Origin of the sequence: Streptomyces pristinaespiralis (genome assembly GCF_001278075.1) — a bacterium.
Lineage (GTDB): Bacteria > Actinomycetota > Actinomycetes > Streptomycetales > Streptomycetaceae > Streptomyces > Streptomyces pristinaespiralis.
On the sequence record NZ_CP011340.1, the window covers coordinates 2,160,783 to 2,183,168 of the forward strand.

General features: G+C 71.7%; 14 protein-coding genes and 1 pseudogene. All 15 read right to left on the bottom strand.

Annotated features, from left to right (window positions below; genetic code table 11):
* Positions 1 to 8 precede the first annotated feature (8 nt).
* The 15 genes and pseudogenes from SPRI_RS09040 to SPRI_RS09110 all read right to left on the bottom strand — a co-directional run bounded on the left by SPRI_RS09040 (position 9) and on the right by SPRI_RS09110 (position 22,253).
* Entirely contained in the window at positions 9 to 557 is a 549-nt protein-coding gene (locus tag SPRI_RS09040; protein WP_234020355.1) for a Pycsar system effector family protein, read from the bottom strand.
* Positions 554 to 1,762: a hypothetical protein gene (locus SPRI_RS09045; RefSeq protein ID WP_053556835.1), complete on the bottom strand. Its 1,209-nt coding sequence runs from the start codon at positions 1,760 to 1,762 to the stop codon at positions 554 to 556. Before SPRI_RS09045 ends, SPRI_RS09040 begins: the two co-directional genes overlap by 4 nt.
* Positions 1,759 to 4,077 (bottom strand): hypothetical protein, encoded by a 2,319-nt coding sequence (locus SPRI_RS09050; RefSeq protein WP_053556836.1) that lies wholly within the window; start codon positions 4,075 to 4,077, stop codon positions 1,759 to 1,761. Before SPRI_RS09050 ends, SPRI_RS09045 begins: the two co-directional genes overlap by 4 nt.
* Complete coding sequence (locus SPRI_RS09055) at positions 4,074 to 4,967, bottom strand: nucleotidyl cyclase domain-containing protein (RefSeq protein WP_078951233.1); 894 nt, start codon at positions 4,965 to 4,967, stop codon at positions 4,074 to 4,076. The genes SPRI_RS09050 and SPRI_RS09055 overlap by 4 nt, the downstream gene beginning before the upstream one ends.
* A 69-nt stretch (positions 4,968 to 5,036) precedes the next feature.
* On the bottom strand, positions 5,037 to 5,765 hold the full coding sequence (locus SPRI_RS09060; RefSeq protein ID WP_005310614.1) for a Crp/Fnr family transcriptional regulator: 729 nt from the start codon (positions 5,763 to 5,765) through the stop codon (positions 5,037 to 5,039).
* Positions 5,766 to 6,166: 401 nt separating this feature from the next.
* The gene (locus SPRI_RS09065; RefSeq protein WP_005310616.1) at positions 6,167 to 8,728 is read right to left on the bottom strand and encodes a polynucleotide kinase-phosphatase; all 2,562 of its coding nucleotides are present in this window, start codon (positions 8,726 to 8,728) and stop codon (positions 6,167 to 6,169) included.
* Positions 8,725 to 10,185: pseudogene (locus SPRI_RS09070) on the bottom strand (3' terminal RNA ribose 2'-O-methyltransferase Hen1). The gene SPRI_RS09065 and the pseudogene SPRI_RS09070 overlap by 4 nt, the downstream one beginning before the upstream one ends.
* A 93-nt stretch (positions 10,186 to 10,278) precedes the next feature.
* Complete coding sequence (gene mmuM / locus SPRI_RS09075) at positions 10,279 to 11,181, bottom strand: homocysteine S-methyltransferase (protein ID WP_005310618.1); 903 nt, start codon at positions 11,179 to 11,181, stop codon at positions 10,279 to 10,281.
* Positions 11,182 to 11,196: 15 nt separating this feature from the next.
* Positions 11,197 to 12,120 carry an LLM class F420-dependent oxidoreductase gene (locus tag SPRI_RS09080; RefSeq protein ID WP_005310620.1) on the bottom strand — a complete coding sequence of 308 codons (924 nt, stop codon included), beginning with the start codon at positions 12,118 to 12,120 and terminating at the stop codon, positions 11,197 to 11,199.
* Between the two features lie 58 nt (positions 12,121 to 12,178).
* Positions 12,179 to 12,664 carry a DUF6099 family protein gene (locus SPRI_RS09085; RefSeq protein WP_005310622.1) on the bottom strand — a complete coding sequence of 162 codons (486 nt, stop codon included), beginning with the start codon at positions 12,662 to 12,664 and terminating at the stop codon, positions 12,179 to 12,181.
* Positions 12,665 to 12,853: 189 nt separating this feature from the next.
* Positions 12,854 to 13,186: a nucleotide pyrophosphohydrolase gene (locus SPRI_RS09090; RefSeq protein WP_005310624.1), complete on the bottom strand. Its 333-nt coding sequence runs from the start codon at positions 13,184 to 13,186 to the stop codon at positions 12,854 to 12,856.
* Complete coding sequence (locus SPRI_RS09095) at positions 13,183 to 14,403, bottom strand: AAA family ATPase (protein ID WP_374987876.1); 1,221 nt, start codon at positions 14,401 to 14,403, stop codon at positions 13,183 to 13,185. Before SPRI_RS09095 ends, SPRI_RS09090 begins: the two co-directional genes overlap by 4 nt.
* A 116-nt stretch (positions 14,404 to 14,519) precedes the next feature.
* Entirely contained in the window at positions 14,520 to 14,918 is a 399-nt protein-coding gene (locus SPRI_RS09100; protein WP_005310628.1) for a cell division protein SepF, read from the bottom strand.
* Positions 14,919 to 15,047: 129 nt separating this feature from the next.
* Positions 15,048 to 20,465 carry a pullulanase-type alpha-1,6-glucosidase gene (gene pulA / locus SPRI_RS09105; RefSeq protein ID WP_005310630.1) on the bottom strand — a complete coding sequence of 1,806 codons (5,418 nt, stop codon included), beginning with the start codon at positions 20,463 to 20,465 and terminating at the stop codon, positions 15,048 to 15,050.
* Positions 20,466 to 20,552: 87 nt separating this feature from the next.
* Positions 20,553 to 22,253, bottom strand: coding sequence for a carbohydrate-binding module family 20 domain-containing protein (locus SPRI_RS09110; protein WP_005310632.1), 1,701 nt, complete (start codon positions 22,251 to 22,253; stop codon positions 20,553 to 20,555).
* Positions 22,254 to 22,386: the final 133 nt, after the last annotated feature.

Genomic DNA, 22,386 nt, shown 5'->3' on the forward strand with positions numbered 1-22,386 from the left:
ATCGTCTCTCACCACAGCTCGCCGAAGAGGACCAGCAGCGCGCCGAGGGTCAGCGTGCAGACCCCCATGCGCAACCACCGGTATTTGGCGGCCAGGACCGCCCCGTGCACCCGTGCCTGGCCGACCAGCCAGCGCACGACGTCCTCGCCCGACTCCGAGAGCCGGACGAGCAGTTCATCGGTCGGCGTGCCGACCGCGAGATCGCGAAGGAAGGTGGTGTGCGCGCCGGTCCGCGTGCGCGGCAGTATCACGCCGACGAGCATCAGCACCCCCGCCGCGTAGAGCAGCAGCCCGGCGGTCACGGTGGCTGCCGCCGCCCGGGACGCCGGCAGCGGGAGCTCGTTGCGCGAGAAGGCGACGGCCAGTGCGGCGACCGCTCCGGAGAGCAGGATCGCCGCCTTGGCGTCGGCCCGGCCGATGTCCTCGCGTACGGAGCCCAGCAGCCGCTCTGCGACGAACCGCACATCGGCACCGGGGTCGGCGCCGCCGGAACCGGCGCCGGGGCCGGGGCCCGGAGGCACACCGGCGCCCGGGCCCGGCGGTGCGCCGCCGTTCACTCGTCCCCCCAGTCGTCGAAGTCGGCGCTCGGGCGGGCGCCGCCCGATCCGGCCGCCGGCTGCCCGTCGCGGTCCCGTTCCGCGGAGGACTGCACCCGGGTGGGCTCGTAGACGTGCCCGTCCTCGGGGGCCGGTCCGGCATCCTCCGGCTCCTCGTCCCAGAACGGCCGCCTCGGCTCCGGGGTCTCCTCCCTGCGCGAGGACAGCGCGGGCCGGCCCCCGTCGGGGGACGTGAGCACCCGGTCGGTGACCCTGCCGGTCACCCTGCTGCTGTTGTCCCTCAGGTACCGGAGCACCTCGTACATCTGCTCGCCCACGTCGTGCCGTTCCAGCATTCCCGCGTCGAGCAGCCGGTTGAAGAGATGCAGGTAGTCGGCCTGGCCCTCCCGTTTCTCCTGCCGGATCGCCTGGCGGATCTCCCACACCTTGTCGGGGTTGCTCGCCATCAGGTGGGTGATCTCGGCCTCCTCGCCGCGCCGCAATACCTCTTCCAGCTGGGCGGCGCGCTCGGCGACGCGCTCGCGCTCGTACCGGTCCTTCCGACGGTCCGCCTCTGCCTGCGCCCGGTCCTTCTCCATCGCGAAGGCGACGTCGTCCCGCTCCTGGACCCGGTCCCTGACCTGGTCGCTGAGGTCGATGAAGACGTGCACCCGGGTCCGCAGGCCGAGATCGGCGCCGAGGTCCATCCGGCCGGCCCGCAGTTCGGCCTGGACGGCCTCCTCCGCGCGCTGCGCCTCCGTCAGCCGGAACCGGCGGGACACCTGGCGCAGCCCGTACAGCAGGTCACCGTGGAGCATCTCGCGTACGTCCCAGACGGCCTTCTCGACCACCAGGCGGGGGTCGTCCACCTCCCACTGCACCTCGGCGCGCGTCTTGAACGACTGGGCGTCGCCGGCGGCGGGCAGGGCTAGGTCGAAGGCGGTGACATGGCGTCCGAGGATCACCTCGAAGACGGCGCGGGGTCCTCCGAACCAGGGCTTGTCGTGGTCCTCCCTGCGGCTCGGCCACAGCACGCTGTGACCGCCGTTGGGGTAGAGGTACACGGCGGCCACCTGGCCGCTGCGCCGGGTGTACGGCAGGACGCACTCCCGCAGCAGCGGCCCCTTGCGCGCCTCGGCGGCACCGGCCTGCTCGTCGGCGCCTGCTTGCTCGTCGGGCCGGAACGGCTGCTGCGCGGGCGGTTCTCCGGCGCCTGACGGGGTCATCGCATCGCTCCTTCCGCCGCCGCTTCCCACATCAGGCGGGCGGCGTCCTTGTCCAAGGGGTCGTCCTCGTCCCGGACCAGCCGGGCCAGCAGGTGCCGCACCCGGTCGCGGTCCCTGCGTTCCACGGTGATCAGCGGGAGGAAGCCGCAGACCACGTCGAGCTGGGCGGGGTCGTCCGCGCACTGCCGCAGGACCCGCCCGAGGGCTTCGAGCGCCACCTCGCCGGAGCGGGCGGTGCCGAGGGTGAGGGTCACCAGGTCGGCGAGCTTGCCGGCCAGGGGTTCCCGGGTGGCGAGCAGGGCGACGAGCAGCGGCCGGCGGGCGTGCTCCTCCAGCTCCTCGCTCTCGTCGAGCCCCCAGAGGTAGGTGGTGCGTGTGGTCAGCGCGCCCAGCACGCTCAGCAGCACCAGGTCGGTGAGTTCCCGCTGTCCGCCGCGCAGCCAGGCGCCGAGGCGGGCGACGACCGTCCCCGGTTCCGCGCCGGCCAGCAGCCGGGTGACGCTGAACGCCGCGTTGGACAGCGTCGTCACGTCGCCGGTGCGGACGGCCTTCGCCAGCGCGTCGAGGGAGGCGCGGACGGAACCAGCCGCCATGCCGTATCCGTGGGTCAGCAGCGCCGTCGTCACCAGAGCCTCGTCCCCGGACGCGGCCCATTCCTTCAGCAGCGCGCCGACCGCGGGCCGCACCGACGCGTCCCTGGACGCCTCCGCGAGCGCGGTCGCGGCCGACATCTGCTGGACGGGGCTGTCCACAGCGGCCATCGGGCCGATCAGCTCGCCGGCCCCGTGGACCCAGTCCCAGGAGCACAGCACACCGGCGGCGACGGAGGCCCGCACCCAGACCTGGGGCCGCGGGTCGTCGCACAGGGTGCGCAGCCAGCGCACCACCGGGCCGCGTGCGTTGTGGTAGCCGTTCCACACCTCGCGCAGCACGGCGGTGGCGAGGGCCTCGCCCTGGAAGCGGATGGCGCGCACCGGGATCTGCGCGTCGCCGAGGTCGAACTCCGCGTCCTCGACGACCGCCCGGGCCAGCGCCGGGCGGTCGTCGGCGTGGGTGCCGAACAGCCGCCGCCCGACGGGCTGTTCGGGGTCCAGGGTGACGGACATCTCCCAGGCGAGCTGCTCGGCGGCCTCGGCCGCCAGTCCGTAGGGCGAGCCGTTGAACACGGCCACGGCGATACGGAAGGCCGCGGCGCCCAGGGCGGGCCGCGCCTCGGGGAGGGTCCCTGGGCGGTCCGCGCCGGCGAACCACGCGCGGGCCTGCGCCCGCACGAAGGTGGTGCAGCCGTCGAGGAGTTCGTCGTCGCCCAGTTCACCGCGCCAGTGGCGGGCGAGCAGTTCCGCGAGACCGGCGGCCTCCTTGGGACGCAGTTCGTCGAGTCCGAGCGCGGCCTTCAGGTCCTCGCGGCTTGCCAGTTCGCGGCAGCTGTCGAGGGCCTCCGGCGGTTCGCCGCGCAGCAGGATGCGCAGATGTCGGTGGAGGACGTCCTCGGTCCCCGGCGGGCGCAGGTGCATCCCGTAACGGCCGCGCAGCAGCCGGTCGGCCAGGTCCCCGCTCTCCACGAGGACGACGCCGAACGCCTTGGCGGTCAGCAGCTGCCTGCTGAAGCGGTCCAGGTGCAGTTCCGTGAGCCGGCCGGGGTGACGGCCCTCGTCCCGGCCGTCGCCGCGGGTGCTCCGGCCGCCCTCCCCGTGCGGCTCGTCGGACGGCAGTTCCAGGAGATGCCCGTACTCCTCCTTGAGCATGTCGCCGGCGATCCGGTGCACGGCCTCGCTGGGGTCCAGCCGGGTGACCTGGTTGTCGGTGAGCTCGGAGAGCAGGGCGAGGGCCGTGGCGGTGCGGCCGCTCCCCCGTTCCCCGCACAGCACCACCAGCCCGCACTCGCGCAGCCGGGTCCGCATCCGGCCGTATCCGGGCGTCTCGCAGTAGACCCCGGCGAGCCGGCGCAGCTCCTCGGCGGGGACGGGCCCGTCGAGCATGGCCCGGCCGGGGCCGGCGCCGAACTGGTTGATGAAGTAGTTGCCGTGGAAGTACTGGCCGTCGTCGCCGAAGGTGACGACCCGCTCCGCCTGCCGCGGTGCGAAGGTCCGGCGTGCCGCGTGGGCGGTGCCGGATCCGCCGGTGCCGCCGGCGGATCCCATCGGGCCGCGGCCCGCCGTCGCGAAGGGGTTGGGCGGTTCCGGAGCCGCGTCAGCGGCGTCCTGCGCGGCCGCCTCCGGGTCCGGCTCCGCGGGTTTCTGGACGGGCGCGGGGGCCGGCTTCTGCTCGTCCGCCGGGGCGGCGGGCGGCGGGGCCTCTTCGTGGTCGCTGCTCATGCGGCACCGTCCCCGTCGGCGGCGGCCGGCCTTCGGCTCTTGCGGATGCCGGTCACCTCACCGTGGAACACGTTGTTCTCGAACGACGCCACGTCGCCCTGGGCGTTGATGTGTGTGACGGTCGTGGCGGGGCTTCCCGCGGTGCCCTTCGGCGCTGTGGCGCTTTCCGTGCTCGTGGTTCCGGGCTCCCCAGGCGGTGGGCCGTCCCCCCGTACCGGCCCACCGCCCGTCCCGGCCCCCGCTTCCCCCGCGCGCCCCGTACTCCCGTGCGCGCCGCCCGGCCCTGACACGGGGCGGTCCTCGGGCAGCGGGGGCGCGGGTAACCGGGGAATGTGGAACCAGGCGGTCTCGTCGGTCTCCTTGAGCCTGACCCGCGCGCTGCGGTACGTCTCCGGCTCGACGTAACGGCCGCCTTCCGCCACCACGTTGGCGTAGAGCCAGTCGGAGACGACCAGCAGCAGATCGCTGCCGGGGGCGAGCTCCATCGTCCGCCTGGCGACCGCGCTGTCGCAGAGCCGTGCCGCGACGTCCACGGCACGCCCCACCAGTCCCCTGCCGTCGTCGAGCACCGGGCCGGCGTTCATCCCGATCCTCAGCCGCAGGCGGTCGGCGCTGCCCGCGTTGTGCTCGCGCAGGCTCTGGAACAGCGAGTCGAGCCAGGTGCCGACCATCAGCGTCGGGGGTACGCCGGGGTCGAGCGCGGCGAGGATCCCGTCACCGCGGTCCTCCTGGTGGACACGGTCCACCTCGACGCCCACGGCGGCGTACGCCTCGGCGAAGGCCCCGTACATGGCGGCCCGCATACGCCTCTTCGCATCGAGGCCCATGCGCCCCGAGCCGCAGGCGTCCCCGAAGACCACCAGTCTGTTCACCGCTGCTGCACTGCTCACTCGGACCCCCTGGGTGCTGTCGTCTCGGGAACAAGACTCGGTGCGTCGTGCGACGGGCGATGTAGCCGTTTACACAAGTGGCGGGCTTTTCTTCGCCGGTCCGCGCTGCGGCGGTTGCTCGCGGCCCTCGGCGAGGAGCCGCAGCAGGTCCATGTCGGTGACGATCAGCCGCCGGTGGGCGGTGCGGACCACCCCTTGGTCACGCAGCAGCCGCAGCACCTTGGCGACCGCTTCCCTGGTGGCCCCTATCGCGGCCGCCAGATCGTGCTGCGGCAGGGGCAGGTCGATGACGGTGCCGTCGCCGTCGGTGCGGCCGACCCGTCCGCCGAGTTCGACCAGGCGGGCGGCGAGCCGCTGGAGCACGGAGCCGGAGGCCAGCGAGCGGCGCTCCACGTCGGAGCTGCGCAGCCGGGCGCTGAGCTGACGCATGATCAGTGCCGTGGCCTGTGGTCTGGCGGCGAGGAAGCTGCGGAAACGCTCGCCGGAGACGGCCACGGTACGCACCTGGCCCAGCGCGGTCACCGTGGCGCTGCGTGGGCCGCGGTCCACGGCCGCGAGGTCGCCCACGACCTCGCCCGCCCCGCGCAGGGCGAGGATGAGACGGCCGCCGCGGTCGGTGCCCACGGAGACCACGGCCCAGCCGGAGAGCACCAGGAGCACGAAGGTGCTGGTGTCGCGCTCCTCGATCATGACGTCACCGGAGGCGTAGACACGTGGCGCTCCGAGAGCGGTGAGCGTGGCACGGTCCTGTGGAGTGAGGGCGTCGAGAAACGAACGGCCCCCTCCGAACAGACTCATCGACTCGCCCCCCGCAGCGGATGTGCTGGCCCTTCGGGGGACCACGTCCTTCGCCGGCGTTTCATCCCGCGCAGTGGACCCAAGGGGCACTCGGTGCCACAGAGTTGCCCTACCGTCACACTGCGTCGGGGCATTGACGCTAGGGGCCGGTCAATGGTCGGTCAATATGACCTCGATGGAGCTCGGGGGCACGAGGGGGCGCACTCGTCAACGCACAGGCGCATGATCCGCGGCCGTACCTCGCGAACGAGCCCCCCTGAAGACCAACGGCCTCGGGCGCGCGCCGGGCGCCCGAGGCCGTCGTGCAGTCGTCGGCCGTCGGCCGTCGCACGGTCGTCACCGTGGATCGACCGTGCCCGACTGCCTGCTGCGTGTACCTGCCTGTCTGTCCGGTCAGCGGCTCACAGCCGCGGGTCCACCGGTTCCGACTCCAGTGCCAGCACGGCGAACACGGCTTCGTGGACCCGCCACAGCGGCTCCCCGTCACCCAGCCGGTCCAGCGCCTCGAGGCCCAGCGCGTACTCACGCAGGGCGAGGGAGCGCTTGTGGTTCAGGAACCGCTCCCTCAGCCGCTCCAGGTTGTGCGGCCTGGTGTACTCGGGGCCGTAGATGATCCGCAGGTACTCACGGCCGCGGACCTTGATGCCCGGCTGCACGAGGCGGCCCTTGCCGTCCCGTGCGAGCGCCTGGAGCGGCTTGACGACCATGCCCTCGCCGCCCCGCCCGGTCATCTCGAGCCACCAGTCGACGCCGGACCGCACCGAGGCCTCGTCGCCCGTGTCGACGATCAGCCGCCTGGTGACCTGGAGCAGGCCGGTGGTGTCGTGCTCCACCAGCCTGTCCAGCCACGCCAGCTGCTCGTCGTGCGGGACCGCGGCGAGCGAGCGGCCCTCGGCCGCGAGGATCTGGAAGGGTGCGAGGCGCACCCCCTCCAGCCCGTCGGTGCTCCAGCAGTAGCGCCGGTACGCGTCGGTGAACGCGGCCGCGTCGGCGGTGCGCTCGCGCTGCCGGTCCAGCAGTCCCTCCACGGCGGCACCGCGTGCTGCGGCCGCCTCCAGGGCGGCGGTCGCTGTGGGCAGCACCGCTCCGGAGGCCGCACCGACCGCGGCGTACTGCGAGCGCAGCAGCCCGGACGCCTTGAGCGACCAGGGCATCAGCTCGGCGTCCAGCAGCAGCCATCCCGTGCCGAGCTCGTCCCACAGCCCGGCGTCGGTGACGGCCGTGCGCAGGCGTCCCAGGATCTCCTCCGTGATCGCCGGGTCGTCGAAGAACGGCCGTCCGGTGCGGGTGTGCAGAGCTCCGGTGGGGCCTTCGACGCCGAACCGTTCCCGCGCCGCGTCCGCGTCACGGCAGACCAGCGCGACCGCCCGCGAGCCCATGTGCTTCTCCTCGCACACGACCCTGCTGATGCCGTCGGACCGGTACTGGGCGAACGCCTCCGCCGGGTGCTCGAGGTAGCCGTCCTCCTTGGAGGTGGCCGTCGGCGCCATCGTGGGCGGCAGGTACGTGAGCAGCCGCGGGTCGACGGCGAAGCGGCTCATCACCTCGAGCGCCGCCGCCGCGTTCTCCTCGCGCACGCCGATGCGGGCCATGTGCCGGGTCTCGACCACCCGCCGGCCCTGCACATCGGCGAGGTCCAGCGGCCGGCCCTCACGACTGCCCGGCGCCTCGGTGACCAGCGGCCTGACCGGCTCGTACCAGACCTTCTCGGCCGGTACGTCGACGAGTTCGCGTTCGGGCCAGCGCAGCGCCGTCATCTTCCCGCCGAAGACGGCGCCGGTGTCGAGGCAGATGGTGTTGTTGATCCAGGAGGTGTTGGGGACCGGTGTGTGGCCGTAGACCACCGCGGCCCGGCCGCGGTAGTCCTCCGCCCACGGGTAGCGGACGGGCAGCCCGAACTCGTCGGTCTCCCCCGTCGTGTCCCCGTACAGCGCGTGCGAGCGCACCCGGCCCGACGTGCGGCCGTGGTACTTCTCGGGCAGGCCGGCGTGGCAGACGACGAGCTTGCCCTCGTCGAGCACGTAGTGGCTGACGAGGCCGGCGATGAACTCCCTCACCTGCGTACGGAAGGCGTCGTCCTCCTTCTCCAGCTGCTCGATGGTCTCCGCGAGGCCGTGGGTGTGCTGGACGTTGCGGCCCCCCAGCCAGCGGCCGAGCTTGTTCTCGTGGTTGCCGGGCACGCACAGGGCGTTGCCGGCGGCGACCATCGCCATCACCCGACGCAGCACACCGGGGCTGTCGGGGCCGCGGTCGACGAGGTCTCCCACGAAGACGGCGGTACGGCCCTCGGGGTGGGCCCCGTCCACATAGCCGAGCTTGCCGAGCAGGGTCTCCAGCTCGGAACTGCAGCCGTGGATGTCGCCGATGATGTCGAACGGACCGGTGAGGTGGCGGAGGTCGTTGTAACGGCGCTCGAGGACGATCTCGGCGCTCTCCACCTCCTCCACGGTGCGCAGGACGTGCACCTTGCGGAAGCCCTCGCGCTCCAGGCCGCGCAGCGAACGGCGCAGCTCGCGGCGGTGGCGGGAGATGACATGGCGGGGCATGCCGGCCCGGTCGGGCCGGCCGGCGTTGCGCTCGGCGCACACGTCCTCCGGCATGTCGAGCACGATCGCGATCGGCAGGACGTCGTGCTGCCTGGCCAGCTGCACCAGTTGCCGGCGGCTCTCCGCCTGGACGCTCGTCGCGTCGACGACGGTGAGCCGGCCGGCGGCGAGCCGCTTGCCCACGATGTAGTGCAGGACGTCGAAGGCGTCGCCGCTGGCGCTCTGGTCGTTCTCGTCGTCGGCGACGAGTCCCCGGCAGAAGTCGGAGGAGATGACCTCGGTCGGCTTGAAGTGCCTGCGCGCGAAGGTCGACTTGCCGGAGCCGGTGGCCCCGACGAGGACCACGAGGGACAGGTCGGTCACCGGGAGCCGGCGGCCGGGCGTGGTCGTGCTCGCGGAAAGTGTCGTGCTGGTCATGCGGCCTTCGCCTCCTTCTCGGTCATCTCGAACACCGCCATCTGCGTGGGCGGCCCCACTTCGGGGTCGTCGGGCCCCACGGGCACGAGCCGTACGCCGTAGCCGTGGCGCTCCGCCACGCCCTCCGCCCAGGTGCGGAACTCCTGCCTCGTCCACTCGAAGCGGTGGTCGCCGTGGCGCACATGCCCGGCGGGCAGGCTCTCCCAGCGGACGTTGTACTCGACGTTCGGGGTCGTCACGAGCACCGTCCGAGGCCGGGCGGAGCCGAACACCGCGTACTCCAGGGCCGGTAGCCGCGGCAGGTCGAGGTGCTCGATGACCTCGCTGAGCACGGCGGCGTCGTATCCCGTCAGCCGCTTGTCCGTGTACGTGAGGGAGCCCTGCATCAGCTTGACGCGGGACGCCTGCCGCTCACCCATGCGGTCCAGCTTGAGGCGCCGGCCCGCGACGGTCAGCGCCCGCACCGACACGTCGACGCCGACGATCTCGGTGAAACGCGTGTCCTTCAGCAGCGCCTGCACCAACTGGCCCTGGCCGCAGCCGAGGTCGAGCACCCTGCTCGCGCCGGCCGTGTGCAGCGCCTCCAGGACGGCGGCCCTGCGCTGCTCGGCGAGCGGTACGGGGCGCTCCTCCGTGTCGGTGGTCTCGTCGACCGCGTTGTCGACGTCCTCGACGTCGAGGTCGTCGGCCTCGGCCAGCCGCACCAGTTCGAGGCGCTCCATGGCCCGGCGGGTCAGTCCCCAGCGGCGGGACAGGTAGCGGCTGGTGATCAGCTTCTGCTCGGGGTGGTCGGCGAGCCATCCGTCGCCGGCGCGCAGCAGCTTGTCGACCTCGTCGGGCGCGACCCAGTAGTGCTTCGCGTCGTCGAGGACGGGCAGCAGGACGTAGAGCTGGCGCAGCGCGTCGGCGAGCCTCAGTTCTCCTTCGAGCACCAGCTGTACGTAGCGGGAGTCGCCCCACTCGGGGAACTGCTCGTCGAGCGCGACCGGTTCGGCCGTGACCGAGCTCCAGCCGAGCGGCTCGAAGAGCTTGCGCACCAGCTCGGCGCCGCCGCGGGCCGGCACCGCGGGCACCTCGACGCGCAGTGGCATCGGGGCCTCGGCCCGACCGGGCAGGGCGGCGCAGACACCGCGCAGGGCGCTCTTGAAGACGGTGGTCAGGGCGACGGCCAGCAGCGACGACGCCGCGTAGGGGCGGTCGTTGACGTACTGGGCGAGCGCCGAGTCGGGAGCTCCGCCGCGGCCCTTGCCCTTGCCGCGCCGCACCAGCGCCACCGGATCCACCTACAGGAGCAGTGCGGCCGTGCACCGCTCGGCGGACGCCTCGGGGTAGAAGACGTGCGCCGTGCCGTGCGAGGTGGAGAACGCCTGCGCCTTGTCGGGATGCTTGTGCAGCAGATACCCGAGGTCGGTCGCGGGGCGTTCAACGGTGCCGGTGGTACTGATCGTCAGGAACACGCGTTTGAGTATCGTCCGCATCGGCGGCCCCGACCAGGGGTTTTCGGCAGCGGACGGCCCGTGCTCGGCGCGCCACGGGGCGTGTCCGGCCGCTCAGGAGTGCAGCAGCCGCGCGAGCTCGGCGATCTCGCGCGGGCCGACGCGGCAGCAGCCGCCGGCCAGCCGTGCCCCGGCCGCGCGCCATTCGCGCACCCTGACCGGGTCGTACCCCGACCCGCCCTGCCAGGACGAGGAGGCGGCGTCCCACCGTTCGCCGCTGTTCGGGTACACGACGGCCGGCTTTCCGGTGATCTCCGTGGCGAGCGCGACAGCGGCCGTGGCCTCGCGCGGGTCGCAGCAGTTCACGCCCACGGCGATGACCTCGTCACGCCCGGCGGCGAGCGCGAACGCCTCGGCGAGCGGCTGGCCGGCGCGGGTGCGGCCCTCCGCGACCGTGTACGACAGCCACAGCGGCACGCCGCACCCTTCCGCGGCTTCGAGCAGCGCCTGTGCCTCGTCCGTGTCGGGCACGGTCTCCAGGGCGAGCACGTCGGGTCCGGCGGCGGCGAGCGCCTCGATACGCGGCCGGTGGAAACGCTCCAGCTCGCGCACGCCGAGCCCGTACCGGCCGCGGTACTCGCTGCCGTCCGCGAGCATGGCGCCGTACGGTCCGACGGAAGCGGCGACCCATACCTCGTGGCCGGCGGCGTCCGCCGCGGACCTGGCCAGGCCGACGCTGCGGCCCAGTAGTCCTGCTGCCTGCGCCCGGCCGGTTCCCCGCCGGGCGAACCCCTCGAACGTGGCCTGGTAGCTCGAGGTGATGAGCACCTGGGCACCCGCCCGTACGTACGCCGTGTGCGCGGCCCGGATCTGCTCCGGGTCGTCGGCGAGCAGCCGGGCCGACCAGAGACCGCCGGACAGGTCGCAGCCCTGCGCCTGGAGCTGGTTGGACAGACCGCCGTCCAGGACGACGATGCCTTCCTCGAGGGCGGCGGCGAGCGTACGGGCGGGTTTCACGGTGCTCCCCCTCGGTCAGCTCAGCTGCGAGCTGACCTGCGAGGAGATCAGCTCCAGGTGGTCGAGGTCGTCGAGGTCGAGCACCTGGAGGTAGAGGCGGGAGGAGCCGGTGGCGGCATAGCGCCCGATCTTGTCGACGACCTCCGCGGGCGAGCCCGCCAGGCCGTTCGCCTTCAGCTCGTCCACCTCGCGGCCGATCGCCGCCGCGCGACGGGCCACCTCCGTGTCGTCCTTGCCGACGCAGACCACCAGCGCGTTGGAGTAGACGAGGTCGCCGGGGGCCCGGCCGGCCTTCTCCGCGGCGGCGCGCACCCGGCCGAACTGCCGCTCGGTGTCCTCGATGGAGGCGAAGGGAAGGTTGAACTCGTCCGCGTACTGTGCGGCGAGGCGGGGTGTGCGGGTCGCTCCGTGGCCGCCGATCAGCACGGGGATCTTCTGCTGGGCGGGCTTGGGCAGTGCGGGAGAGCCGGACAACTGGTAGTGCGTGCCGTCGTAGGAGAAGGTCTTGCCCACCTCCGTGGCCCACAGTCCGGTGACGATCGCCAGCTGCTCCTCGAGGCGGGCGAACTTCTCCTTCGGGAACGGGATGCCGTACGCCTTGTGCTCTTCCTCGAACCAGCCGGCGCCGAGGCCCAGTTCGACCCGGCCGCCCGACATCTGGTCGACCTGGGCGACCTGGATGGCCAGCACACCGGGCAGCCGGAAGGTGCCGGCCGTCATCAGGGTGCCGAGACGGATGCGCTTGGTCTCACGGGCGAGTCCGGCCAGGGTGATCCAGGCGTCCGTCGGTCCGGGAAGTCCGTCGGAGGAGCCCATGCTCAGGTAGTGGTCGGAGCGGAAGAACGCGTCGAAGCCCAGGTCCTCGGTGGCCTTGGCGACGGTCAGCAGGGTGTCGTAGCTCGCCCCTTGCTGGGGCTCGGTGAAGATTCGAAGATCCATGGCTCCATCCTGCACCCTGGACTCCCGGCCCGTCGCGGCCCCGAGTCTCCCGGTGCCGTCAGGGCCCGGCGCGGCCGCGGACGGTTTCGGGAGGCCGGTCCGGTTCCCGTTCGGCGAGCCGTCGCAGCATTCCCCGCACCCGGTCGCTCGACTCGTCGGCGGCGTCTATCGTCTCGATGCACTGCCAGTAGAGCCCCTCGTCGTCCGTGGCGCAGGCGACGCCGACGAGTGCGATGCCGACGTCGCCGAGCAGGACGTTCAGACCGAGTAACGCGGCCTCCGGGTCGGCCACTTCCGTCAGTCCCGTGGCCCGGACGGTGCCGCTGCGCACCATCGGATGGTCGAGCACGCCGCATCCGCGACCGCCGATCTCGCCAAGCCCTCTGGCCTCGCCCCGCAGCTCCGTCGGGCCGACGAGCGCCAGCCGGGCGCCGATCGCCTGCGCGAGTGCCAGTGCCTGCCATGCCTCCGCGACGATGTCCGGCACCGCGCGGCTCTGGGCCAGCGCCTGTCGGCACATTCTGACGAGCCGTTCCGCATCCATGTACGCACCCCCGTTCGTACGAAAGCCTGCCCACTGAGTTCATTACCCAGAGTGAAGCCCATTGAGCCGAAAAGCCAGGGGAATTCGGAAATCTGTGGACAGCAAGGCCGTTGTGGATAACTCGACAACTCCGGAGAGTGACGAAGCGCGGTGTATGCCCAGGGCTACCCGGCTGTTCGTCCCCGGTTCTCACTTCGGCGGGAAGCGGATCTCGTTGCGGTCGATCTTCTCCGACAGCGCCTGAAGGGCGTCGATCCCGAGCACCTCGCAGAACTGCAGCAGATACGCCAGCACATCCGCGACCTCGTCGCGCACCCGGTGCGCCCCCTCCGGCTCCTCCATCACCCGCGCCGACTCCTCCGGCGTCAACCACTGGAAGATCTCGACCAGTTCGGCCGCCTCGACGCTCAGCGCCACGGCCAGGTTCTTCGGCGTGTGGTAGGGCTCCCAGCCGCGCGCCGCCGCGAAATCTGCCAGTCTGCGCTGCAGCCCTTCGACATCCGGCCCGTCGTCTCTCGTCATGGCACCAGGTCTACCACCGTCACACCGTCGATCCCCCGCGCGCACGACGCGTCAGTGACGGTCCCCACCAGCCTGATGTGTCCCCGCGCGCACATCTCCGCCCCCAGCGCCACCAGTTGCCGCATCTGCTCGGGGTCGAGGCTGCGGTCGAACCCGTCGGCGAGCACCGTGAGCGACTGGTAGGCCACCGGCACCTCCGCCACCTGGTCCATGGCGAGCACGCCCGGCCCGGTGAGCAGCACCAGGGCGAGTCCCAGATACCTGAGCTCCCCTTCGCCGAGCCGCCCCACCGGTGTCGAGCCGAGCGCACCGCCCCGTGCGAGCAGGGCTCGCACCTGCCCGCCCGCCAGCTCCTCGACCGCGACGTCGGCCACGGCTCCCGCGCACCCCATCCGCGCCGCGGAGGCGAGCCGCGCGTGCCGCTTGGCGCATTCACTGCGTGTGCGGTGCAGCACCTCGGCCAGGTTGTCGCACCCGCGGCGCAGCCGCCCGGCCCCCGCCGGCACCGGCCGGCGCATCCGTTCCGGCCGGGGGTCGCAGGCGAACACCGACCGCAGCGCCACCACGACCTGCTCGGCCGCGGCGAGCACCTGCAACTGCGCCGCCGTGCTCCCCGCGACACGCAGCGGCAGCAGAGCGGTGCCCAGCCGGTCGTCCGGCAGCGGACCCCGGGTGACGGTCGCGGAGCCCGCCGTGTGCCACGCCGCTTCCACGAAGGACCGTGCGGGGTCGCGCAGCGCCGTGGTCAGCAGGGTCCGGCCGCCGCCGGTGAGCCGTTCGCCCGCCACCCGCAGGCTCGGCTCGGTCTGCACGGCCAGGTCGAGCAGGACCGGGCCTGCCGGACCGTCGACCGTGCAGCCGATACGGAATCCGCGCCGCCCCTGTCTGTCGGCGGCGGCCCGCTCGGGGACGCATTCGGCCGGTTCGGGGAACGCGGTGGCCAGGTCGCGGCCGGCGCCCAGGAGTGCCAGGGCCTCGTACGCCTGGAGCGCGTTGGACTTGCCGCTGCCGCTCGGCCCCGCGAAGAGCGTCATGGGGCCGAGCGGGAAGGCGGCGGCGCGGTGCGACCTGAACGCGGAGAGCCGTAACTGCGTGACGGCGGGCCGGGCGACGCTCCCCCGGCCGGGCGACGCGTCCGGGTCCTCGGCCTGCGACGGGCCCCCGGCCTGCGTGGGCCCCATGACCTGCTCGCCGCCGACGACCTGTGTACGGTCCATGACCTGTGCCGGGTCCACGACCCGCGTCCCCGCGCCCATGACCTGCGTTTTCGCGTCCATGATCGGGACGGTACGCAGCCCTGGAGACGACGAACCGTTCCGCCTGAGGGACCTTCCTACGAATGAGGTACGGCGGCGGCGGTGGCTCCCTCGACCTCGGTGCCGACGGGCGCGAGCAGGAAGACGTTCCGGTCCACCCGGTGCATCTGGCACCCGAGTCCGAACACCACACCGCTGCTGAAGTCGAGGATCCGCTTGGCGACGTCGGTGTCCGCCCCGGTGAGGTCCAGCAGCACCGGCATCCCGGCGACGAGGTACTCGGCCACCTCGCGCGCGTCACCGAAGACCTGTACGCGCAGGACGATGAAACGACGGTGCTCGGCGGCCTCGTACTCCCGTGGGACCGTGACGTGGTCGACCCGCGACGGCCACTCGTTGCGGCCGCGCAGCGGGACCACCTGGGCCAGGCCCTCCCACTGCTCGTCGGTGACGTCGTACCTCTCGTACCTACTCATGGGCCCATCCTCACCCCCCTCACCCGTTCGGCCCAACAGCGACACGGATGGAGGAACAGGAAGCCGCACCCCCGAACGACAGCGATCCCCTGGCCCGGGGGTCCGGGCCAGGGGATCGGTCGGAGATGCTCAGCCGCGTTCGAAGACGGCTACCGTGCGTGCCGGGACCGTGAACGTGCCCGAACTCTTGTCGTAGGCGGACGACTTGACGGTCGCGTCCGCTCCCGCGCGCTGGACGGGGTGGAGCGCGTAGTCCTCGCCGGCCAGTTCCGCGACCCGCTGGGTCCGCTGCTGCGGACCGGCGTTGAACACCACGACCAGGTCGTCGAGCCGCATCGTGATCACACCGGGGGTCTCGTCCTTGCCCGACAGCGGGAAGGACAGCGCCGACTGGACCTGACCGGCGGTGGACAGGCCGAAGGCCGGCTCACCGGTGCGGATCTTCAGAAGGTCCCGGTAGGCCGCGGAGGCGCCGTCGATCTCGGCGCAGCCCACGGTCAGTGACGCTTTGGTGAGCAGCGGCTTCGCGAAGCCCCACTTGGACTTGTTGTCGGCCTCCGGCGGCAGTCCCCGGCCGAAGCCGTTGCCGTCACGGCAGTCCCAGTGGATGGCGTTGAACCAGTCACCGCTGTCGTAGGAGTTGCGGTCCAGCGACTTGGACCGCAGCAGGTCCGTGCCCGCCTGGGAGAGCGACGGCCCCTGCGACAGTGCCGAGGTCGCCATCGCGAGCACCTGCATCCTGGCCCGGTCGGCCGGTGAGGTGCCGGCCGGGAGCTTGAAGGCCAGGGCGTCGTACAGCGACTCGTTGTCGTGGGCGTCCGAGTAGGCCAGGGCGTCACCCGGCACGGCGGCGTAGCCGGCCGGGGCGCCGTTGTAGTCGACCTCGGAGCCCTTGACGGTGCGGCCGCTGGTGTCGGTGAAGGAGTAGGACGCGAGGTTGCCGGACAGACCGACCTTGATGAGGTCCTGGTAGTGCAGCAGCCGCGCCTTCTGCTCGGCCTCGCTGCCGTTGGCCTTCGAGGTGTTGGGGTCGGTGTAGAGACCGGAGGCGAAGCCCTGCACACCCGGGTCCTCGTCGAACGGCCCGCCGCCGCGGACGGCGTCGCGCGCCCGGTCGGAGAAGGTCGCGATGCCGGTGCCCGCCATGTTCTTCTGGGTGGCCTGGACGAACCGGGCGTCGTCGGCGACCTCGCCGAAGTTCCAGCCCTCCCCGTAGAGGATGATCTTCTTGCCGTCCACGCCGTCCCGCTCGAGCGTCAGCTCGTCGAGCGCGGCGCGCACCGCCAGGATGTTCTCCTTCGGGTGGTGCCCCATCAGGTCGAAGCGGAAGCCGTCCACCTTGTAGTCGCGCGCCCAGGTCACGATGGAGTCGACGACGAGCTTGCCCATCATCGCGTTCTCCGGCGCGGTGTTGGCGCAGCAGGTGGAGGTGGCGACGCTGCCGTCGGCCAGCAGTCGCTGGTAGTAGCCGGGCACGACCTTGTCCAGTACGGACTTGTCCGACTGTCCGGCGGCCACGGTGTGGTTGTAGACCACGTCCATGACGGTGCGCAGGCCGTCCTCGTTCAGCGCCTTCACCATCTGCCGGAACTCGACCGTGCGCTTCGTGCCGTCCGGGTCGGTGGAGTACGAGCCCTCCGGGACGGTGTAGTGCAGCGGGTCGTAGCCCCAGTTGAAGGCGTCCTTGGCGGCCGCCGCGGCGACGCACGCCTGCTGCTCGTCCGAGTCGGGTGCGTAGATCAACAGGTCGCACTCGGGCTGCTGCTGGTCCGACTTCTTCTCGGGGATGGTGCCGATGTCGAAGGCGGGCAGCAGGTGCACGTACGAGGTGCCGGCGCCGGCGAGTTCACGCAGGTGCTGCGAGCCCTTGCTGTCCTTGTCGGTGAAGGCGAGGTAGGTGCCCTTGTTCTCCGCCGTGGCGTCCGCGATCGAGAAGTCGCGGATGTGCAGCTCCTGGATCTGGGCGTCCTTCAGCGGCACGGCCGCGGGCTTCTTCAGCGTCGACCAGCCCTTGGGCGCCAGCGACCTGTCGCGCAGGTCCGCCACGACGCTGTGCGTGGAGTCGGTCGTCAGCGCGACCGAGTAGGGGTCGGTGACCTTGTTGGTGACGACCTTCTGGACGGTGGGGGCCCACACCTTCACGTGGTAGCGGTACGTGTCCCCCTTCCAGCTCCTGTTGCCCTTGACCGACCAGACGCCGCTCGCCTCGTCGCGGCGCATCGCCACGTTCTTCCCCTCGAGTTCGAGCAAGACGTGCTGGGCGGTGGGCGCCCAGAGCCGCAGCGTCGGCACGCCCTTGCGGTCGAAGGTGGCGCCGAGGTCGGCCTTGGTGGCCCTGTTCGCGTACAGGTCGTCGAGCACTCCGGCGATCTGCACCCCGGTGGCTGTGACCACGGCTCCGTTGGCGGCGTACTGGGCCGCCACGAGCTGGCTCTTCAGCGCTTCCCGGACGCGGTCGCGGTCACGCGGGTCGACCGTGTAGGCGGTGTAGCCGGACAGGTGGGGGAACTTCTCCTTCTGCGCGTCGGTGAGCTCCGTCCTGCCGAGGCGCAGCACACGGCGGTCGCCGGTGAGCGTCCCGTCCTTGACCGCGATCGAGCCGTCCCGCGAGTAGAGCAGGGCGCTGGAGGCCGCGGCGTCGCTGCCCTTCCAGGCGACCGTGTTCTCGTCGATCCAGACGGCCTGGGCCTTGGTGAGGTCCAGGGCCGCTCCGCCGCCCTTGGGCTGCGGCAGCAGGTATTTCTGCTGTCCGGCGAGCAGCCACACCTCGTGGCCGACTCCCTTGAGGTCGAGCGACTGGTCGGACGGCAGGTCCTTCTCGTCGCCCTTGTGGAGGATGTAGCTGAGCGAGGTGGCGCCGGGTGCCAGCGGCACCTCGTAGACCGCGCCGTACGCGTCGGTCCGCACCGGCTCCAGCGGCTTCGACCAGTCGGTCGGGTTCGCGGCACCGGTCCAGGTGTGCAGGCCCCAGCCGGCGTGATCGCCGTCGGCCCGCTTGTAGTGCAGGATCGCCTTGCCGGTGTCCTGGGGCGGATAGGCGCCCTCGGGGGCCGTGTTCCGCACCTCCGGCTTGCCCTGCTCGATCCAGACCTCGCCGGTCTTCGACAGGTCGATCGCGCGGTCGGCGTCGGTGTCCTTCACGCCGTCCTTGTTCACGGCGATGAAGCCGACGGAGGAGGCGCCGGGCCTGAGCTTGACGTAGGCGAACGCGCCGTAGGCGTCACGGCCGGTGAACGGCTTGCCCGCGGGCCAGGTGGTGCCTTCGCCCTCGGCGATGTCGCCCCAGGTGTAGAGGCCCCAGTCGTCGTAGTCTCCCCCAGAGCCTTCGGCCTGGGAGGTACCCCCATCGGCGCGCTTGTAGTGGACGATCGCGTAGTCGCGCTGGGTGGCGCTCGGCGGCTGCTCGACGGCCGGGGCGCCGCTGGTGGTGGCGGCCGTGGCACCGGCGGTACGTCCCGCCCTGTCGACGACGACGGCCTTGTAGCGCAGGGCCGTTCCGGCCGGGGCCGTGATGTGCTGGGTGACCTTGTAGGGGGCGTGGTCGGCGGAGCCGAGGACCTGCCACTTGCGGTTGCCGGTCTGGGCGGCGAACACGACGCGGTTCAGCTGCCCGCCGTCGACGTCCGCGGAGATCTCGACGGTGCCGGTCGCGCCGGCCCCGGGTGCCTGGAGCGTGATCGAGGGCACGGCGGCGGGGGCGGCGAGGGGCCGGGCCGCCTTGAGGACGACGGAGGAGAGCGCGGGGACGGTCACCTCGATCTTCTTGTCGGCCCCGCTGCGGACGGTGCCGTCGGTGCCGTGGATCGCGGTGAAGTCCATGGCGGCCGAACCGGTCGGCACCTGGACGGTCTTCGCCTCCGTGGCGTTGTTGACCGCCACGACGTACTCGGTCGCCGCCCGGGCGTCGGTGCGGGAGAAGGCGTACACCGAGTCCTGCGCGTACCGCTGCTGCTGGACGCCGTCGCGCAGCGCGGGGTGCGCCTCGGTGAGCTCGGCGAGCGCGGCGATCTGGCGGTAGAGCGGGTGCGAGGTGTCGTACGCGTCCTCGGCGTGCGTGCGGCCGGTGCCGATCTGGTCGTCGTCCAGGAAGTCGGCGGTCCTCGAGGCGAACAGCGTCTGGCGGGCGTCCTTGTCACCGCCGGCCCCGGTGTATCCCTGTTCGTCGCCGTAGTAGACGACGGGGTTGCCGCGGCTGAGGAACATCAGCTCGTTGGCGAGCTTGTAGCGCTTCAGCAGCTCGGCGTCGTCGGCGTCCTTGTTGTCCTGCGCGAGGAAGGTGCCGAACCGGCCCATGTCGTGGTTGCCGAGGAAGGGCACCGACTCGTAGGCGTTGGCCTTGTCGGTGGTGTAGCGGTAGTCCTGCGCGAAGAGGTTCGCCAGCTTCTCGGCGGACCCGCCCTGCGAGGCGAAGGTGCGTGCCGCGTCCTGGAACGGGAAGTCGAGCGTGGCGTCGAGACGGCCCTGGGTGACGTACTTCGAGGTGATGGCCGGGTCCGCGGAGTAGACCTCGCCGAACATGAAGAAGTCGTCACGGCCGCGCTCGGCCGCGTACTCGTCCAGCGCGGTCGCCCACCGGGTCCAGAACTCGGTGTTGACGTGCTTGACCGTGTCGATGCGGAAGCCGTCGATGTCGAAGTCGCGGACCCAGCGCTGGTAGATCTTCTCCATGCCCTCGACGACCTCGGGACGCTCGGTCCACAGGTCGTCCAGGCCGACGAAGTCACCGTGCTCCGCGGACTCGCCGGCGAAGGTCGAGTCACCGCGGTTGTGGTACATCTCCGGGTCGTTGAGCCAGGCGGGGACCTTGAGGTTCTTCTTCGCGTCCGGCACGACGGGGGTGCGCGGGAAGGAGTCCTCGTCGGTGCCGGGGAAGCGCCTGGTGCCGTCGGCGTAGTCGCTGTCGTCGAACGGCACGCCGTCCTTCGTCAGGTAGGGGAAGGCGCCCTTGGAGAGATAGCCGTACGACTTCTCCTTGTAGTCCACGACGTCGGCGGTGTGGTTGGTGATGACGTCGAAGAAGACCTTCATGCCCTTGGCGTGGGCCTTGTCGATCAGCCTCTCCAGGTCGGCGTTGGTGCCGAAGTGCGGGTCGACCTGCGTGAAGTCGGTGATCCAGTAGCCGTGGTAGCCGGCGCCCGCGTCCTTACCCTCGCCCTGCACGGGCTGGTTCTTGAAGATGGGCGCCATCCAGATGGCGGTGGTGCCGAGCCCCTTGATGTAGTCCAGCTTCTCGGTGAGGCCCTTGAGGTCGCCGCCCTGGTAGAAGCCCTTGTCGGTGGGGTCGTAACCGGTGGAGAGGCGCGAACCGGTCAGTCCGCCGCGGTCGTTGCCGCGGTCACCGTTCGCGAAGCGGTCGGGCAGGACGAAGTAGAACTGCTCGCGGGTGAGGTCGTGGCGGGCGGGCTCTGCGGCAAGCGATCTGTCCGACGGCGGCTTGGGCGGTTCGGGCGCCGCGGCCGCCGGAAGGGCGGTCACGAGCGCCGCGACCGTCGCCGTCGCCGCGGCTGCGGCCACGATGTGGCGCAGCGGGACACGGGGGCGTATCAAGGCGGGTCTCTCCTGGATGAGGGTGGTTGTGGTGCGAGTGCGGTGCCCCGCGCCCGGGGAGGGACGCGGGGCAGCACGGGGGTGGCGTCAGTTGCGCCAGGTGTCGTTCAGCGCGACCTTGCCGGAGGACGGGACGGTGGCGGTGCGGTTGGCGCCGCTCTCCCAGGTGACGTTGCCTGCACCGTCCTTGCGGATGTACTTGTACTCGAAGGACGTACCGGCGGCGAGGTTCACCTCGGCCTTCCAGACGGGGTAGGCCGCCGGGTCGAGCTTGACGGCGCCGGCGGGGTTCCAGTTGCCGAGCGCCGGCTGGTTGCCGGTCACGTAGATGTTCTGGCCGACGACCGTGGTGGCGTTGACGGCGAAGGACGCGCCCGCGCTCACCGGTCCGGGGTCGGTGGAGCCGCCGCCGCAGTCACGCGCGCCGGCATGCAGCGCGAGGGCGGTGCCGGCGCCGAGGGTGGCCGTGAACCGGCCGGAGCCGTCGACGGCGACGCTCCTGCCGCTCTGCACGTCGCAGTAGGTGCCGGACGGCAGGGAGGTCTGGAAGGTACGGGTCAGCGCGGCGCCCTCCTGGTTGATGGCGACGTACGCCTTGGTGCCCCGCCCGAAGGCGATCTGGTCGGCGCCGTTGTCCCACCAGTTCGTGACGCCCTGGCCGCGGGCGGTGTTGCGCAGGCCCACCATGGAGGAGATCTCCCGCCAGGAGTGCTGGCACTTCCACCCGTCGCTGTAGCAGGCGGTCACCGCTCCGCCGTTGGGCGGCCCGGCGTCGTGCTGGGTGAACTCGTAGCCGGAGTGGACGTCGGGTGATCCGTACGGCCAGGCGAGCATGAACACGTGGGCCAGTGTGTAGTTGGCCCCGTCCTTGTAGGTGAGGGTGTCGCCGCCGCGCTCCGTGTCGTGGTTGGCGACGAAGACGGCGGACCTGCCCGACTCCATGAAGCCCCAGCCCTCGCCGAAGTTCTTCAGACTCGTGAGGTTCCCGCCGGTGAAGACCTGCTTGAGGCCGCGTCCGTAGCGGAACTCCTGGACGTCGCCGCTGCCGAGGTACTCGCTCGGGGAGACGGCCTCGCCCGCGCCGTGGATGGCCTCGTGCTTCCAGTAGATGCCCGGGTTCGTGAGCTTGCCCTTGATGGCGGCCAGGTCGTCGGCGGGCATGTGCTTGGAGGCGTCGATGCGGAAGCCGTCGACGCCGAGCGTCAGCAGGTCGTTCAGATACCCGGCGATCCTGCCCCTGACGTACTCCTCGCCGGTGTCCAGGTCCGCCAGCCCGACGAGCTCGCAGTTCTGCACGTTCCCGCGGTCCTGGTAGTTGTTGATCTGCGAGGTGCAGTTGTCCATGTCGTACGAGGAGTACAGACCGGGGTAGTTGTACTTCGTGTACGCGGATCCGCCGGTCCCGGTGCCGGAACCGGCGGACATGTGGTTGATGACGGAGTCGGCGATGACCTTGACGCCCGCCGCGTGGCAGGTGTCGACCATGCTCTTGAAGGCGGCGCGGTCACCGAGGCGTCCGGCGATCCGGTAGCTGACGGGCTGGTACGAGGTCCACCACTGGCTGCCCTGGATGTGCTCCTGGGGCGGCGAGACCTGTACGAACCCGTAGCCGGCGGGGCCGAGGGAGTCGGTACAGGCCCGGGCGACCGAGTCGAACTTCCACTCGAACATCACCGCGGTGACGTCCTTGTCGCCGGGCGGGGCGGCCTGGGCGGTGCTGGGGGCCGTGACGGCGACGGCGGCTCCTGCCACAACGGCGAGTGCCGCGGCCACGGTTCTGCTGGCCATGATTCCTCCTGGGGCTCACAGGAAGGTGCGGATGCGAGGGGTCAGCCTCGTGCGGCAACGCGCCGTGCCCGCAAGGCCTTGGGGATTTCTTGCTGCAAGAAGTCTGAAACTCGTTGCGGACGAGACCGTAGGG